Genomic DNA, 15,786 nt, shown 5'->3' on the forward strand with positions numbered 1-15,786 from the left:
ACACCACGTCAACTTCGAACGTTGAAACGTCAACACCCCCGATGCGAAGGGAACACGCATGGCGACGACCTCTCAGGCCGGTGCAGTGACTGATGTGCCGCAGGCGCCCGGCGCGGCCGCGGCCGACGAGCCGCTGATCCAGCTGCTCGACGAGCACGGCGAGCTGCATGCCGATGAGAAGTTCTCCGCCTACGTGGAGGACGTGGACGCGGAGCAGCTGCGCGGCATCTACCGCGACATGGCCCTCACCCGCCGGTTCGACGTCGAGGCCACCGCCCTCCAGCGCCAGGGCCAGCTGGCCCTGTGGGTCCCGTGCCGCGGCCAGGAGGCCGCGCAGATCGGATCGGGCCGCGCCACGCGTCCGGGCGACTACATCTTCCCGACCTACCGCGAGCACGGCGTCGCCTGGACGCGCCAGGTCGACTTCGCCGAGATGCTGCGCATCTTCCGCGGCGTCTCGAACGGCGGCTGGGACCCGCGGGAGAACAACTTCCACATGTACACGATGGTGCTCGCCGCGCAGGTCCCGCACGCCACCGGGTACGCGATGGGCATCAACCACGACCAGGCGGATTGGGACGCCGAGCGCCGCGCAGCCGAGGGGGACGCCGTCGTCGCGTACTTCGGCGACGGGGCCTCGTCCGAGGGCGACGTGCACGAGTCGATGGTCTTCGCCGCCAGCTTCGACGCACCGATCGTCTTCTTCTGCCAGAACAACCAGTGGGCCATCTCGGTGCCGTTCGAGGTCCAGTCCAAGGTCCCGCTGGCCACCCGCGCCGCCGGCTACGGGTTCGAGGGCCTCCGCGTCGACGGCAACGACGTCCTCGCCTGCCTCGCCGCGACGCGCTACGCCCTCGAGCACGCCCGCCGCGGCGACGGCCCTGTCTTCATCGAGGCCGTGACCTACCGCATGAGCGCCCACACGACCGCCGACGACCCGACCAAGTACCGGGCCAGCGCGGAGGAGCAGGAATGGGAGCCGAAGGACCCGGTGGCCCGCCTCGAGACCTACCTGCGCGCCTCGGGCGCCGGAGACGACGCCTTCTTCGAGCAGGTCGCCGCGGACGCCGACGAGATGGCGGCCGGCGTGCGCGCCAAGGCGTTCACGTTCCCGGATCCCGTCCTCGAGGACTCGTTCAACAACGTCTACGCGGAGGCGCACCCGCTCATCCGCGAGGAATCCGAGTGGTTCCGCCAGTACGATGCCGGCTTCGCCGACAACCACACGGGAGGCGCCCGATGACCACGATGACCATTGCCAAGGCCATCAACGCGGGCCTGCGGCGCAGCCTCGAATCCGATGAGAAGTCCCTGCTCATCGGCGAGGACATCGGCCGGCTCGGCGGCGTCTACCGCATCACGGACGGTCTGATGGCCGACTTCGGCACCCGCCGGGTGATCGACTCCCCGCTTGCCGAGTCCGGGATCATCGGCACGTGCATCGGCATGGCCCTGCGCGGCTACCGCCCGGTCGCCGAGATCCAGTTCGACGGCTTCGTGTTCCCCGGCTTCAACCAGATCACCACCCAGCTGGCCAAGATGCGGGCCCGCTCCGAGGGCCGGCTCACGGTGCCCGTCGTCGTGCGCATCCCCTACGGCGGCGGCATCGGCTCGATCGAGCACCACTCCGAGTCGCCGGAGGCGCTCTTCGCGCACACCGCCGGCCTGCGCATCATCACGCCGTCGAACGCCCAGGACGCCTACTGGATGATCCAGCAGGCCATCGAGTGCGACGACCCGGTGATCGTGTTCGAACCCAAGCGCCGCTACTGGCTCAAGGGCGAGGTCGACACCGAGCGCCCGGCCCTGGACCCGTTCAAGGCCCAGGTGGTCCGCGAGGGCCACCACGCCACGATCGTCGCGTACGGCCCGCTCGTCCCGGTCGCGCTCGCCGCCGCGGACGCGGCCGAGGAGGACGGCTACAGCGTCGAGGTCGTGGACCTGCGCTCGATCAGCCCGATCGACTTCGACACCGTCATCGCCTCCGTCGAGAAGACGGGACGCCTGATCGTCACCCACGAGGCCCCCACCTTCGGCGGCATCGGCGGCGAGATCGCCTCGCGCGTCTCCGAGCGCGCGTTCCTCTCCCTCGAGGCCCCGGTGCTGCGCGTCGGCGGCTTCCACATGCCGTACCCGGTGGCCAAGGTCGAGGAAGACTACCTGCCGGGCATCGACAAGCTGCTCGAAGCCCTCGACCGCCTCTTCACGTACTAAGGGATCACGCAGATGAACATTTTTACTCTTCCCGACGTGGGCGAGGGCCTGACGGAGGCGGACATCGTCTCCTGGAAGGTCGCCGTCGGCGACGCCGTGAGCGTCAACCAGGTCTTCGTGGAGATCGAGACGGCCAAGAGCCTCGTCGAGCTGCCCTGCCCGTTCGCGGGCACGGTCGCCGAGCTGCACGCCGCCGAGGGCGAGACCCTCGAGGTCGGCAAGCCGCTCATCACCATCGACGAGGCCGCGGTGCCCGCCGAGCCCCAGGCCCCGGATGCGGGGCGGCCGCTGCCGGAGGACCCGGCCGCGCAGTCGATCCTCGGCGAGGTCACCGAGCACTCGCTGGACGACGAGGGCGAGGACTACGACGACGGGGCCGCACCCGCCGCGGACCGCTCGCCCGCCGCTCCGGCCGAGGAGGGCGTCGGCCCGCTCGTCGGGTCAGGGCCCAAGGCCGACCCGGCCCGCCGCCGTCGTCGGCTGGACCGGCCGACCCCGTCGACCGCCGTCCGCGAGGGGCTCAAGGGCGCCCGCGAGCGCCTGACCCCGCGGGCTCCTGCGGCGACGGCCGGTGCCGTGCAGTCGCGCGTGGCCGCCTCCGGTGCCGCCGTGAGCGGCCTGCTGGGGCGCGTGCTCGCGAAGCCGCCGGTGCGCAAATTCGCGAAGGAGCTCGGGATCGACCTGGCGAAGGTGCCCGCGACGGGCGGGCAGGGCGAGATCACCCGCGAGGACCTGCTCTCCTACCAGGCGCAGCGCGAGGCCGAGCAGGACGCGGCACCCACGTTCTGGAACTCCAAGGCGGGCCGCGACGACCGGATCGACCGCCAGGCGGTCAAGGGCGTGCGCAAGGCGACGGCGAAGGCCATGGTGGACTCGGCGTTCAGCGCGCCGCACGTCTCCATCTTCGTGGACGTTGACGCCACCCGGACCATGGAGTTCGTGCAGCGGCTGAAGAAGTCCAAGGACTTCGAGGGCGTGAAGGTGTCCCCGCTGCTGATTCTGGCGAAGGCCGTGATCTGGGCGGCCGCGCGCAACCCGAACGTCAACGCCTCCTGGGTGGAGACGGAGAACGGCGCCGAGATCCAGGTCAAGCACTTCATGAACCTGGGTATCGCCGCGGCCACCCCGCGCGGCCTGCTGGTGCCGAACATCAAGGACGCGCAGGACCTGAGCCTGAAGGAGCTGGCGATCCAGCTCAACGAGCTGGCGTCGACGGCGCGGGCCGGCCGGACGTCCCCGGCGGAGATGAAGGACGGGACGCTGACGGTGACGAACATCGGCGCGCTCGGCATCGACACCGGCACGCCGATCATCAACCCGGGCGAGGTCGCGATCGTCGCGTTCGGCACCATCAAGCAGAAGCCGTGGGTCGTCTCCGGCGAGGTCATCCCGCGGTGGATCACCACGCTCGGCGGATCGTTCGACCACCGGGTCGTGGACGGCGACCTCTCCGCCCGGTTCATGGCGGACGTCGCGGCGATCATGGAGGAGCCGGCGCTCCTGCTCGATTGACCCGGCCCGGGTGCCGGGCGAGGACGGCCGCAGGACACGCCTCCGCCGCACCTCTGGCAACGGCGGTGCGGTCCTGAGAGACTGCTGTCGTCGGCGACAGCGAGGTGGGCCGACCGGTCCGACGACCCAAGCGGAGGGACGCATGATGCGCGGCACGGCAACAGCAGGCTCCCGGCGGGCAGCACCCGGCGGGGCCCGGAAGCGGGCGGCGGGCACCGCCGTCGTCCTGGCCGCGGCGGGCGCGCTCATCGCCGGCTGCTCCGGAGGGGCGCCGGAGCCGGCGCCGACCGACACGGGCGAGCCGGTGCAGTCGCCGGGCGCGACGACCGCCCCGGCGACCGGGAGCCCGACGCCCACGGCGACCGGATCAGCATCGCCGACACCGACACCCGCGCCCGAGATCCCCGAGATCACCGAGGACGACCTGCTCGAGACCGACGGGTGGCAGGAGTTCGAGAACGGCTTCATCGAATTCGAGTACCCCCAGGGCTGGGACGTCGTCGAGGCGTCCGGGCCCGCGGCGGCCTGGCTCATGGACGTCGTCGACGAGAACGGCACCGTGCTCGCGCAGTTCACGCCCGAGCCGTTCCAGGGCGACGCCGACGGGCCGATCATGGTCAGCTCGGTCGCCGAGCTCGGCCGCCTCTCCGTCGACACGGAGGCCGAGGCCGACCAGGTGCTTTTGACCGTGGCCACCGAGCCCTCGGAGAGCGCCGTGGAGAAGGAGCGCAAGTTCCAGGTGAGCGTCCTCGAGCCCGCGCAGGCCGACGCGTGGATCGCCGACCTCCAGTCGCCGCTGGGCTTCAAGCAGACCGACGAGGACTGGGCCTACTTCGTCTCCGCCCCCGAGTTCCTGATGCTCGACGGCGAGGCCGTGCAGGACCCGACGGACGAGCAGATCGCCGAGTTCATGGGCACCGAACGGTACCTGCAGCTGCTCACCGTGTTGGACAGCCTGGGCTGAGACGCCCCGACCCCGGCGGACTCTTCAGGCCCGGGCCGGCTCCCGTTCCGCGGCCCGCGGATCAGGCTGGGCGGTCCGGCGCTGCAGGACCCACGCCCAGACGGCGAACGCGACCGCGCCGAGGCCCAGGACGGCCGAGCCGGCGATGGGTGACAGGTAGCCCAGCCCCGCGCTGATCAGCAGCGCGCCGACCGTGGGGCCGATCGTGTTGCCGACGTTGAAGGCGGCCACGTTGAAGCCCGCGACCAGCACCTGCGAATCGCTGGCGATCTGGAAGACGCGCCCGTTGAGCGCCCCCGCGATCGAGAACGAGGCGATGCCGAAGAGGACGAACGCGCCGAGGAAGCCGGGCGCCCAGCCGGAGAGCGCCCACATCAGGGCGAGCGAGACGAGCATGCCAGCCAGGCTCAGGAAGACGTTGCCGAGCATGTTCACGTGGGCGTACCGCCCGCCGAGCATCACCCCGATGACCGTGCCGACGCCGAACATGAGCATCGCGACGCTCACGAGGTGCTCGGGGAGCCCCGCCACCTGGGTGAGCATGGGCGTGATGTAGGACAGGGTGGTGAAGACGGCCGACTGGAAGAGCACGGTGGTCCCGAGCGCGACGAGCAGGGGCAGCCGCTTGAAGATGACGATCTCCCGGCGCAGGATGCGGCCCAGGGGCTCGGTGGACGGCGTGTGCTCGCCGTCGACGAAGAGGGCCGTCAGGACCAGGCCGGCGGCCGAGAAGACGCCGACGGTCACGAAGACCGCCTGCCAGCCCCAGAGGTGCCCCACGAAGGAGCCGAGGGGGATGCCGAGGACGTTCGCCAGGGTGATGCCGCCGACGAGCGTGGCGATCGCCCGGCCCGAGTAGGCGGCCGGCACCATGCGCACGGCCACGACGGTGCCGATGGCCCAGAACGCCGCGCACGCGACCGCCGAGACCAGGCGGAGGGCCAGGATGATGCGGAAGTCCTCGGTGAGGGCCGTCGCGAAGTGGGCGGCCGTGAAGACGCCCATGGCGGTCAGGAGCGTGGCCTTCGGCGGGAGGGAGATGGTCAGGGCGGAGACGATCGGCGCGCTGACGAACATCCCGATCGCGAAGACGGTGATCGTCAGGCCGGCGTCCGGGATGGAGATCCCGAGCTCGCCGGCGAACATCTCCAGGATGCCGGCCATCATGAACTCGCTGGTGCCGAGAGAGAAGATGCCGAGCGTCAGGATGAAGACGCCGAGGGGCATGCGCCCGTCAGTTCGTGACGTGCTCATAGGGGTCCTTGTCTGGGTTTGTCTGGATCGGTGCGGAATCGGGCAGGCGTGTCACACTTCGGCGTCGCGCACCGACTAAAGGGTACGCGGGGAACGGCCCCGGCGTCGTATGACCAACGATGGAGCGAAAATGACACGCATGAACATGTTCTCCGCCAACCGGGATGGCTACGCCGCGGTGCGCGGCCTCGAGGAGCACGTGCGGAGCGCGGTCCCCGACGACCTGTACGAGATCGTCAAGCTGCGGGCCTCTATTCTCAACGGGTGCTCCTTCTGCACCGACATGCACTCCCGCGACGGGCTCGAGCGCGGCATGCCGGCGGCCAAGCTCTTCGGCGTGGCCGCGTGGCACGAATCGCCGCACTTCGACGCACGGGAGCGGGCCGCACTGCGCCTGACGGACTCCGTGACACGCCTGGCGGCGGACGGAGTCCCCGATGACGTGTGGGACGAGGCGGTGCGGCACTTCCCGCAGGCCCAGGTGGGCGAGCTGGTTCTGGCGATCGCTACGATCAACGTGTGGAACCGGATTGCGATCACGACGCGGCTCGAACCGAAGGCATGACACCACAGGCGGCGCTCTCTCCCGGCGTGCATGCCTGGGCGGTCGAGCGCTGCCGCCTGACAGACCTCGCCTATCAGATGCTCGGGTCCCTGGCGGATGCGGACGACGTCCTCGCCGGGGCCGGCGAGCAGGTGGCGCGCATGAGCGGCGAGGAGCAGGACGCTGTCCGCTCGTGGCCGGCGTTCCTGACGACCATGGTGACGCGACGTTCGATCGACGCGCTCCGGGCGGCCGGCCGGCGTCGTGAGGCGTACATCGGGCCGTGGCTGCCGGAGCCGGTGGACACGGCCCGTCTGCCCGACGCGGAGGTGCTGGATCGGGAGATGCTCTCCCTCGGCATGCTCCACCTCATGGAGCAGCTCGCGCCGGAGGCCCGCGCGGCCTACGTGCTCAAGAACGGGTTCGGGATGAGCGCCCCGCAGATCGCGGAAGTCCTCGAGTCAACGCCGGCCGCGGTGCGCCAGATGCTCTCCCGCGCGGTCCGGCGTCTGGACGCCGACCGGGTGCCCGAGCACGAGCCGTCGGTGGTCCGGGCCCTGCTGGCCGACCTCCTGGACGCGGTCTCGACGGGCGACGTCGACCGCACTGTCGCCCTGCTGACGGACGATGTCACGTGGTGGTCCGACGGCGGCGGGCGGGTCAGGGCGTCCATCAACCCGGTCTTCGGGCCCGACCGCGTGTCCCGGTTCCTGGTCGGGGTCTTCGCGGGCCGCGGCGGCGTCGCCGTCGAGTGGGGCGACGTCAACGGCGCCCCGGTCCTGGTGCTGGTCTACGACGACCGCCGCCACGTCCTGCATATCGAGGCCGCCGCCGGCCGGGTCGGCGCGCTCCGCTACGTCGCCAACCCGGCCAAGCTCGCCGGTATCGGCGGCTGAGGCCCGGATCAGCCCAGCAGTTCCGGCAGCTCCTGCGGCCCCTTTTCCAGCACGCGCTCGGCGAGGAAGCCGAGGTTCACCTGGTACCAGATCTTCGCGTGCTGCGGGGTGAGGATCCAGTGGTTCTCGTCCGGGAAGTACAGGAACCGGTGCGCGGTGGTGCCGTCCGCCTCCTGCGGCAGCCCGGACTTGGACAGCAGCTCGTACCAGAGGCGCAGCCCCTCGCCGATCGGCACCCGGTAGTCCTTGTCCCCGTGGATCACGAGCATCGGCGTCCGGATCTCGCCGACGAAGCGGTGCGGCGAGTGCTTCTCCTGCATCTCCTCGCTCATCTCGCGGGCCCAGTAGAAGGAGGCGTCCGTGGTCGGTCCGAACCCGTCCAGCGCCCACAGGCTCGCGTGCGTGACGATCGCCTTGAAGCGGTCGGTGTGCCCGGCGACCCAGTTGGCCATGTAGCCGCCGAAGGAGCCACCCATCGCGGCGGTGCGGGTTTCGTCGATGTCGTCGCGCACCTCGGCGGCGTCGGTGATCGCCATGAGGTCGGTGTACGGGGCGTCGCCCCACGCGCCCCAGCCGCGGTCGATGAACGACTGGCCGTACCCGGTGGAGAGCGCCGGGTCCGGCAGCAGCACCGCGTAGCCGGCGGCGACCATGACCCACGGTGTCCAGCGCCAGCTCCACGCGTTCCACGAGCCGACGGGTCCGCCGTGGATCCACAGCAGCAGCGGCGCCGGGCTCTGGTCGGAGGCGCCCTCGGGCAGGGCCAGCCAGGCGCGGACGCGGGTGCCGTCGTCCGCCATCGTCTCGATCTCGGTGAGCGTGCCCGGCAGCTGCGGGCGCTCGGCGGGCCCGCGCAACGCGGTCAGCGGCGCCTCGCCGTCGGCCAGCCGGGTCAGGTCGAACCGCACCGGCTCGGCCGGGAACTCGTAGCTCGAGCGCAGCGCGTACGCGGCCGCCCCGTCGCGGGCGATCACGACGTCGGTGAACGCGCCCGCGTCCGTCAGCCGCGTCACCGCGTCGGCCGCCAGATCGAGGTGGAAGAGGGGCGAGCGCCCGTCCTCGTCCGCGGTGACGAGCAGGCCGGTCGCGTCGGGCAGCCAGTTCACGGTGGTCGCGTACCGGTCCCAGTCGGCGGCGATCCGGTGGTCCTCGCCCGTCTCGAGGTCCAGCAGGCGCAGCTCCTGGCGCGACGGGCGCTCCGGCGTCGAGCGGATCCAGCGCGTGAAGACGACGTGCGATCCGGCCGGGCTGATCTTCCAGACCGAGTACTCGTGGTCGTCGTCGGCCGCGCGCAGGACGGTCTTCTCCCCGGTCGCGACGTCGATCCGGACCAGGTCGGTCCGGATGCTGCCGCGGCCCTCGGGCGAGGTCCAGTCGGTGACGAGGAAGGTGCCGTCGCGGGCGACGTCGTACCCGGTCTCGGTCAGGTGCCCGTGGGCGTCCGCGCCGATCTGGCGGAGCGGCGCGTCGGCCGCGGCGCCGTCGTCGTCCAGCGCGAGCGCGTAGTAGCGCGGCGTCGCCGGGCCGAGGTCGTGGTCCCAGAAGCGCACGGGGTAGCCGTCGTGCAGGATCGCGGAGACCTTCTTGTCCTTGCGCCCCTTCTGGGTCTCGCCCTCCGCGTCCAGGTCGGCCGCGCGGCGGGTCGCGTCGGCCTTCAGGACGACGACGGCGGCGCCCGTCGCGCGCGCGGCCGAGACACCGCCGGGGTGCTCGGCGAGCAGGCGGGCCTCGCCGCCGGCGGCCGGCAGCGACCAGAGGGCCGGCTTGTCCGCGTTCTTCGCGCCCGGGCGGGCGGCGGTGAAGAGCAGGTCGCCCGCGGCGGTGAACGCAGGGGCCGACTCGCCCTTCGCGCCGTCGCCCGCTTCGGCGCCCCGCGTCAGCCGGCGGGCGGGCCGCGTGCCGGCGGGGTCGATCTCCCAGAGGGCGCCGGCGTAGGCGGTCTGGTCCTCGTCGAGGGTGCTGACCGTGGTGACGAGGCGTGTGCCGTCGCCGCTGAGGGCGAGCCCGCCCAGCCGCGGCAGGGCGACGAACGCGTCGAGGTCGTGGAAGGACGAGTTCTGAAAGGAATGCTTGGCATGTGTCACATGACACATACTGCCACTGGTGCGCGCGGGAATCCAGAGCCCGCACGGAATCGGCGGATGCCTGCCCCGGTGGCGCTCTCAGTAGGATGGGGGAAACGACGAAAAGGAGGGTCATGGCGCAGAAGCTGCTTCACCAGGAGCTGATCGCGACACTGTACGGGCTCTACAGCTCCGGTGAGGGCATGGCCGTCTCCTCGATCGTGGCGCTGCTGGCGGACCTCGGAATCGCGGGAGGGGCCGCGCGCTCCTCGATCTCGCGGCTCAAGGCGAAGGGCGTACTCGACCGCTCGTCCCACGATGGCGAGACGCGATACGCGATGTCCCCGTCCGCACTCGACGTGTTCCACGCCGACGACCAGAGAATCTTCGCGCCGGTGCGTTCCGGCGCAGACGATCCGTGGGCGCTCGTGGTGTTCTCCGTGCCCGAGGCCGAGCGGAAGCGCCGCTACGATCTGCGCCGGGAGCTGGAGAGCCTCGGGTTCGGGTTCGTCGCGTCGGGTGTGGCCATCGCTCCCGAGCCGGTGCTGGACCAGGCCCTGGTCCGGCTGGAGCAGCGTGGACTGCAGCAGTACGTCGAGCACTTCGTCGCCCGGTACGGCAGGACGGACGAACTGCGCACCCGCATCCGTGGATGGTGGGACCTGGGCGACCTGGACACCCGGTACAGCGACTTCATCGACGACTACGCCGACTCGGTCGACGACTGGCGCCTGCGGCTGGGCGGCGCCACGACTGCGGAGGCGGACCGGGCGGCCTTCGCCCACTACGTGCCCCTGCTGACCCGCTGGCGCCGTTTTCCGTACCGCGACCCGAACATCCCCCTCGAGCTGCTGCCCGAGGGGTGGCGTGCGCCGCAGGCCAAGAAGATCTTCCTCGAGCTGCACGCTATGCTCCGCACTCCTTCTCGGCGCCACGCGTCGTCCGTGCTGGGGGCGGTGCGGTGAACCGCCCCATCCAGTCGAGCGCAGCAGGCCACGGCAGCCGGGCCGGATCGATCGCGGCCAGGTGGTCCAGATCGTGCGTCAGGACGACGTCGATCCGCCCGCCCGCACGGTCCGCGGTGACGGCGTAGTCCACCGTGTGGATCGCCGGCACCCGCACGTCGTTCCAGCCGTGCACGATCAGGGCCGGCGCGGCCGGGGGAGACTGCGCGATCGGGGACGCCCGCGCGTAGAGCTTGTCGTCCCGGTCCGGCGTCGTCCCGAAGTACTCCTGGGCCGCGTCGTCGCCGAGCCGTTCGCGGTAGGTCCGGCCCGCATCGGTCACCGGGGCGAGCGCCACGACGGCATCTACCGGGGTCCCGGCCAGCAGGGCGAGCTGGCCGCCGACGGAGTGGCCGACGGCGACCAGGGGGCCGCGATCCTCCAGTCCCCGGGCCGTCGCGGCCGCGTCGCGGACGTCCCGCAGCGGCTGCGGCCACGGCGAACCGGGGCCCCGGCGGTACTCGACGTTGCACGTCGACCAGCCCGCCGCGCGGAAGTGCGATCCGAGCGGCTCCATCAACTCCAGCGTGTGCCGCCGGCGCCAGTAGCCGCCGTGGACGAGGAGGACTGTCCCGTGCGGGACGCCGGGCGCCGGGTCGAACCGCACGAACTGGTCCGGATGGTCGCCGTACGCGGTCTTCCGCGGTGTCGGCGCGTCCATCACGCGCCCGGAACGGTCCCGGGCGGAAGGAAGTCGACGTCGTGCAGGGCCGACCGGCGCACGACCTCGTCGGGGTCGTCCAGGTCGTGCAGCTGATCGAAGAGCTGCGACAGCCGGCCCGACGGGCTCACCCAGAAGAGCGCCTTGCCCGCCCCGTCCTGCTTGTTGAAGTACGCGTGCGGCAGGCCCATGGGCATGCGCACCGTGTCGCCCGGCCCGGCCGTGGTCCACTCGCCGTCGAGGTAGAGCGTGTAGATGCCCTCCATGACGAAGATGTGCTCGTCTTGCGACGGGTGGACGTGCGGCGGGACGCCTGTGCCCGCCGGGTCCAGCGACAGCCAGGCGAAGCTCGTGGAGCTCTCGACCTTGGCCACGTATGTGTGGCCGAGGACGTTCCACGTCTTGTTCCCCACCGCCTCGCCGGCTGGTGTGATGCCCTTCGGCAGGTCTCCGACGATGATCTCTTCCCCTGGCTGGATGCCCATTTCGTTGCCTTTCGCGGTTCGGATGCGGCCCGAGGGCCTTGACGGAGCCAGCTTCGCACCGGCCCGGCAAATATGCAATAGGTATTGCGATCGCCAATTTTACTGCATATGCTGCACGTCACATCGCAACCGTCCGGGGCATCTTCCCGACCGGGCGGCGCGCAGCACTCGACGGAGAGAAGGCGGACATGAGTACACGGCAGCAACAGGGGATGACAGTCCACGCTCTGGGCACGGGCGGCGGACCCGTCGTGTCCTCCAGCCGGGCGGGAACCAGCACGGCGATCACGGTCGACGGAGCGACGTACGTCGTCGACTGCGGGATGGGCAGCATCCGCAACTACCGCAGCTCCTGCGCCTGGGAGGAGCTCCGCGCCGTCTTCCTCACCCACCACCACTCAGACCACATCTACGACCTCGGCTCGTTCCTGGTCACCGGATGGCAGGTCCCGGGGGAGTGCTTCGGCCGCCCGATCCAGGTCCACGGCCCGGGGCGCCCGCCGCGGATCCCGGCCCTGGATGCCGAGCACGCCCGCGACATCGACGCCCGGACCCGGGGCCGCCGGATGGCCGGCACCGCCGAGGTCGTCGACGCGCTGCTGGACCGGGTCTTCGCCTCCGACGTCGCGATCCGCATGGCCGACGAGGGCCGCGACGACCCGCACGAGTGGGTCACCGGCCACGACATCGCGGTCCCGGAAGACGCGCAGGCGGACCCGGTGTCGGCCCGCCACCCGCGGATGGAGCCCTTCGAGGTCTACCGGGACGAGCTCGTGACCGTCACCGCGATCCTGGTCGACCACCGGCTCTGCTATCCGGCGTTCGGGTTCCGCGTCGACTCCGCCTACGGGTCCGTGGTCGTTTCCGGCGACACGGCGCCGTCGGAGAACCTCGTCGGGCTCGCCCGCGGGGCGGACCTGCTCCTGCACGAGGTGATGGATCTGGACGCGATCCTCGCGACCTTCCCGGACGGGCCGAAGCGCGACGGGATCGCCGTGCATCTGAAGGAGTCGCACACCTCCTACGACGAGGTCGGCGGGATCGCCCGCGCCGCCGGCGCCGGGCGGCTCGTGCTCCACCACGTCGTGCCGAACACCCCCGGCGCCGCGGACACCGCGAAGATGGCGGCCGTGGCGTCCCGGGACTTCGGCGCGCCGGTCGCCGTGGCCGAGGACAACGACGTCTTCGCGGTCGGCCCCGCCGCCGTGCGGCCGGGGGACCTGGTGGCCGGGGCGGTGACGGCATGAGCGCGCCCTCGACCCCGACCCGCCACGGACCCGGCGGCGACATCCCGCCGCACACCCTGCGCGCCGCCGTCGTCCACGGCCGGATGAACCGCCGGGCCTGGACGGTCACCGGCCTGCTGGTCGTCTTCCAGATCATCAACTTCGCGGACAAGGCCGTGATCGGCCTCGTCGCCGGCCCCGCGATGCAGGAGCTGCAGCTCACCGCCGGCGAGTTCGGCTTCATCGGCAGCGCCTTCTTCTTCCTCTTCGCCGTCGCGGCCGTCGCCGTGGGCTTCCTCGCCGGCAAGGTCCCCACCCGGTGGATCCTGCTCGTCATGGGCGTCTCCTGGGCGGTCCTGCAGTTCCCGATCCTGTTGGGCGGCGGCGCCGCGGTGCTGCTGGTGACCCGCATCCTGCTCGGAGCGGCCGAGGGCCCGGCCACCCCGATCTCGCTGCAGCACGTCCACGGGTGGTTCCCGGCCCGGGAGCGCGGACTGCCCAGCAGCCTGGTGGCCATCGGTTCCACGCTGGGCCCGATCCTCGCGGCGCCCGCGCTGGCCTTCGTCATCGCCAACTACGGCTGGCGCTGGGCCTTCGGGTTCCTCGGGATCGTCGGGCTGCTCTGGTCGGTCGTCTGGTTCCTGGTGGGCCGCGACGGCCCGCACAGCCACAACGCGAGCCCGGCCGAGCGGGAGGCGGCCGGGCTGGAGCCGGAGGCCCCCGAAGCCGGAGGGCCAGCCGATGACGACGACGGCGAGTCGGAGGCGGAGGCCGGTGCCGGCGAGTCGGAGGCGCGCGCGGCCCGGATCCGCAGCGCGTTGCGCGGCGGGCGCGGGAGTGTCGCCGAGGTCGCCGACCTGCTGGGGATCGTCCCGATCCTGCGCGTGCTCGGCAGCGGAATGTTCGTCGCCGCGGTACTCGCCGGCGCCGGCTGCTTCTGGGCCATGGGCTTCCTGACCACCTGGTCGCCGCGCTACCTCACCGCCGTCGTCGACCTCTCGCCGGAGGCGATCGGCGCCGTGTCGACCTTCCCCTGGGTCCTGGGAGCGGCGGCCCTGCTGGTCCTCGGATACGCGTCCCGCTTCCTCATGCGACGCGGCGTGACCGTGCACTGGGCGCTGGGCTCCCTGTTCGGGGCCACCCTGCTGGTCTCGGGCGCCTCCTTCCTGGTGCTGCCGCACGTCACCGGCGGCGCCGCCGTCGCCGTGCTGACCGTCGGGGCGGGCCTGGCGATGATCTATCCGCTGGCTCCGACCGCCGTCGCCTTCGCCGTCTGCTCGCGGCAGCGCGCAGCGGTTATGGCCACGCTCACCGGGCTCGCCTCCATCGGCGGCGTGATCGCCCCGGTGATGGTCGGCCGCTTCATGGACCGGGCGGGCTTCCTGCCCACCCCCAAGGGGCAGCCGGTGCCGCCGGAGATGGTCGCCGCGCTCACCGAGGGCATGAACACCGCGTTCTGGATGATCGGGATCTACCTGCTCGTCGTGGGCGCCATCAGCGTCCTGCTGCTGAATCCGGACCGGACCGCGCACCGGCTGCAGCGCTTCGCCTACAACGGATAGCGGCTCCGCCGGCTGCGTCAGCCGGCCAGGACGGCCTCCTCGAGTCGGGCGTAGCTGGTCTCCATGCCGTCGGTCATGCCGGTTGCGAGGATCATGTCGCGGGTCTCCGCGTCCGGGTAGGTGATCAGCAGGCTGATGAGCGTGCCCGCTTCGACGGGGGTCAGCGTCATCTCGTTGCGCGTCGCCGTGCCCTCGTTGCCGATCATCGCCTCGGTCGTGACCATCCGATGCGGCGCCTCGGCTTCGAGCAGCTCGCCGGTGAACCCGAACCGCTCCTGATCGTCGTCGATGTTCTCCCATTCGTAGCGGTACGTCTCGCCGACGGCGGATGCCACCTCGCAGACCGGCATGCTCCAGCCGTCCGGCCCGAGCATCCAGCGCTTCATGAGGTCTGCGTTGTTGTGGGCGCGCCAGACCTGCTCGACGTCGCCACGCACCACCCGGGAGATGCGCACCTGGGTGTCGGAGAGGATCTGCGCGTCGGTGGCGCGGCCGGCGGCGAAGGCCTCCAGGTCCGCGAGGACGTCGTCGATCTGGCCCATGGCTTCGCGCATGCCCTGCTCCATGCCCATCCCGAGGAGCTGTTCGAGGTCCGCCTGGGAGGCGAAGTGGCTGGTGGTGGTCATCCGCGAGCCCGCATCGGTGGCCTCGAAAGTGAACGTCATGCGCACGCGCGGCAGCTCCAGGTTGGGCTCGCCGGCGTCGGTGAGGAAGCCGTCGAGCACCTCGAACGAGTTCGGGGCGTCGACCGCGAGCCACTCCCAGTAGCCGCCGTGCGCGTCCCCCTCGGGGCCGGTCATGTAGTAGGTCGTCAGGCCGCCCGGGTAGGCGTCGTGGCGGGTGAACGTCGCCGGGTACGAGGGCGGGCCCCAGAACTTCTCGAGTTGGCGCGGGTCGCGGTACGCGTCCCACAGTCGCTGCACGGGGGCGGCGAAGTCGGCGACGACGGTGAGGGTGAGGTCGTGCAGGTCTCTGTCAACGGTGGTGATGGGCATGATGGTGCCTTTCTCCTACGGGGTCGGATCCTCGGCGAGGAGCGCATCGAGGCGGCTGACGCGAGAGCGCCAGAGGTCCTCGAAGTGCTGCAGCAGCTGCTGCACCTGCCGGAGGTTCTCAGGGTTTCCGCGGACCATGCGCTCCCGGCCGCGCGGGTATTTGGTGACGAGCCCAGCCGCCTCGAGGGTGGCCACGTGCTTCTGGACCGCCGCGAACGACATGTCGTAGTCGCGCGCCAAGTCGGAGACGGAGGACTCGCTGGTGAGCGTCCGCCGCACGATGTCCCGCCGCGTGGCGTCCGCCAGGGCCCGGAAGATCCGGTCCACTTCTTCGTTCGTCATCTGATCTACAACCATTTGGTTGTAGATTATGCCCGCGGACGCTCGAGCGCAAGGGGTGGCGGGG

General features: G+C 71.4%; 15 protein-coding genes. 9 read left to right on the forward strand and 6 right to left on the reverse strand.

The genetic code is table 11. The annotated features are described in order from the left end of the window. The first annotated feature begins 58 nt into the window (after positions 1-58). From pdhA to IE069_RS06615, 4 genes are all read left to right on the forward strand, one after another. Positions 59-1,243, forward strand: coding sequence for a pyruvate dehydrogenase (acetyl-transferring) E1 component subunit alpha (gene pdhA / locus IE069_RS06600; RefSeq protein WP_189349337.1), 1,185 nt, complete (start codon positions 59-61; stop codon positions 1,241-1,243). Further along, positions 1,240-2,214, forward strand: a complete 975-nt coding sequence (locus IE069_RS06605; protein WP_189349338.1) for an alpha-ketoacid dehydrogenase subunit beta — start codon at positions 1,240-1,242, stop codon at positions 2,212-2,214. Before pdhA ends, IE069_RS06605 begins: the two co-directional genes overlap by 4 nt. A 12-nt stretch (positions 2,215-2,226) precedes the next feature. After that, entirely contained in the window at positions 2,227-3,726 is a 1,500-nt protein-coding gene (locus IE069_RS06610; RefSeq protein ID WP_189349339.1) for a dihydrolipoamide acetyltransferase family protein, read from the forward strand. Between the two features lie 142 nt (positions 3,727-3,868). Continuing rightward, entirely contained in the window at positions 3,869-4,690 is an 822-nt protein-coding gene (locus IE069_RS06615; RefSeq protein WP_189349340.1) for a hypothetical protein, read from the forward strand. 24 nt (positions 4,691-4,714) lie between these two features. Here IE069_RS06615 and IE069_RS06620 read toward each other — a convergent pair whose 3' ends face one another. Next, the gene (locus tag IE069_RS06620) at positions 4,715-5,944 is read right to left on the reverse strand and encodes an MFS transporter (protein ID WP_189349341.1); all 1,230 of its coding nucleotides are present in this window, start codon (positions 5,942-5,944) and stop codon (positions 4,715-4,717) included. Between the two features lie 130 nt (positions 5,945-6,074). Between IE069_RS06620 and IE069_RS06625 the strand changes: the two genes are divergently transcribed. Together IE069_RS06625 and IE069_RS06630 are read left to right on the forward strand one after the other, a co-directional pair. Next, complete coding sequence (locus tag IE069_RS06625) at positions 6,075-6,509, forward strand: carboxymuconolactone decarboxylase family protein (protein WP_189349342.1); 435 nt, start codon at positions 6,075-6,077, stop codon at positions 6,507-6,509. After that, the gene (locus IE069_RS06630) at positions 6,506-7,384 is read left to right on the forward strand and encodes a sigma factor-like helix-turn-helix DNA-binding protein (RefSeq protein ID WP_229790989.1); all 879 of its coding nucleotides are present in this window, start codon (positions 6,506-6,508) and stop codon (positions 7,382-7,384) included. Before IE069_RS06625 ends, IE069_RS06630 begins: the two co-directional genes overlap by 4 nt. A gap of 8 nt (positions 7,385-7,392) precedes the next feature. On the opposite strand, the gene IE069_RS06635 is transcribed toward IE069_RS06630, so the two are convergent. Further along, complete coding sequence (locus tag IE069_RS06635) at positions 7,393-9,468, reverse strand: S9 family peptidase (protein WP_229790990.1); 2,076 nt, start codon at positions 9,466-9,468, stop codon at positions 7,393-7,395. A 113-nt stretch (positions 9,469-9,581) separates the two neighbouring features. Between IE069_RS06635 and IE069_RS06640 the strand changes: the two genes are divergently transcribed. Beyond that, a complete protein-coding gene (locus IE069_RS06640) occupies positions 9,582-10,412 on the forward strand; it encodes a PaaX family transcriptional regulator (protein ID WP_189349344.1) in 831 nt (276 codons plus the stop codon). Here IE069_RS06640 and IE069_RS06645 read toward each other — a convergent pair. Beyond that, complete coding sequence (locus tag IE069_RS06645) at positions 10,354-11,112, reverse strand: alpha/beta hydrolase family protein (RefSeq protein WP_189349345.1); 759 nt, start codon at positions 11,110-11,112, stop codon at positions 10,354-10,356. The two genes, IE069_RS06640 and IE069_RS06645, sit on opposite strands and share 59 nt — an antisense overlap. Next, positions 11,112-11,597: a cupin domain-containing protein gene (locus tag IE069_RS06650; protein ID WP_189349346.1), complete on the reverse strand. Its 486-nt coding sequence runs from the start codon at positions 11,595-11,597 to the stop codon at positions 11,112-11,114. The genes IE069_RS06645 and IE069_RS06650 overlap by 1 nt, the downstream gene beginning before the upstream one ends. A gap of 188 nt (positions 11,598-11,785) precedes the next feature. Between IE069_RS06650 and IE069_RS06655 the strand changes: the two genes are divergently transcribed. Both IE069_RS06655 and IE069_RS06660 read left to right on the forward strand, forming a co-directional pair. Further along, positions 11,786-12,844: an MBL fold metallo-hydrolase gene (locus IE069_RS06655; protein ID WP_189349347.1), complete on the forward strand. Its 1,059-nt coding sequence runs from the start codon at positions 11,786-11,788 to the stop codon at positions 12,842-12,844. Further along, positions 12,841-14,385, forward strand: a complete 1,545-nt coding sequence (locus IE069_RS06660) for an MFS transporter (RefSeq protein ID WP_189349348.1) — start codon at positions 12,841-12,843, stop codon at positions 14,383-14,385. Before IE069_RS06655 ends, IE069_RS06660 begins: the two co-directional genes overlap by 4 nt. 17 nt (positions 14,386-14,402) lie before the next feature. On the opposite strand, the gene IE069_RS06665 is transcribed toward IE069_RS06660, so the two are convergent. Together IE069_RS06665 and IE069_RS06670 are read right to left on the reverse strand one after the other, a co-directional pair. Then, on the reverse strand, positions 14,403-15,380 hold the full coding sequence (locus IE069_RS06665) for an SRPBCC family protein (RefSeq protein ID WP_189349349.1): 978 nt from the start codon (positions 15,378-15,380) through the stop codon (positions 14,403-14,405). Between the two features lie 15 nt (positions 15,381-15,395). Continuing rightward, complete coding sequence (locus IE069_RS06670; protein ID WP_229790991.1) at positions 15,396-15,722, reverse strand: ArsR/SmtB family transcription factor; 327 nt, start codon at positions 15,720-15,722, stop codon at positions 15,396-15,398. Positions 15,723-15,786: the final 64 nt, after the last annotated feature.

The organism is Zhihengliuella salsuginis (assembly GCF_014651715.1).
GTDB classification, from domain to species: domain Bacteria; phylum Actinomycetota; class Actinomycetes; order Actinomycetales; family Micrococcaceae; genus Zhihengliuella; species Zhihengliuella salsuginis.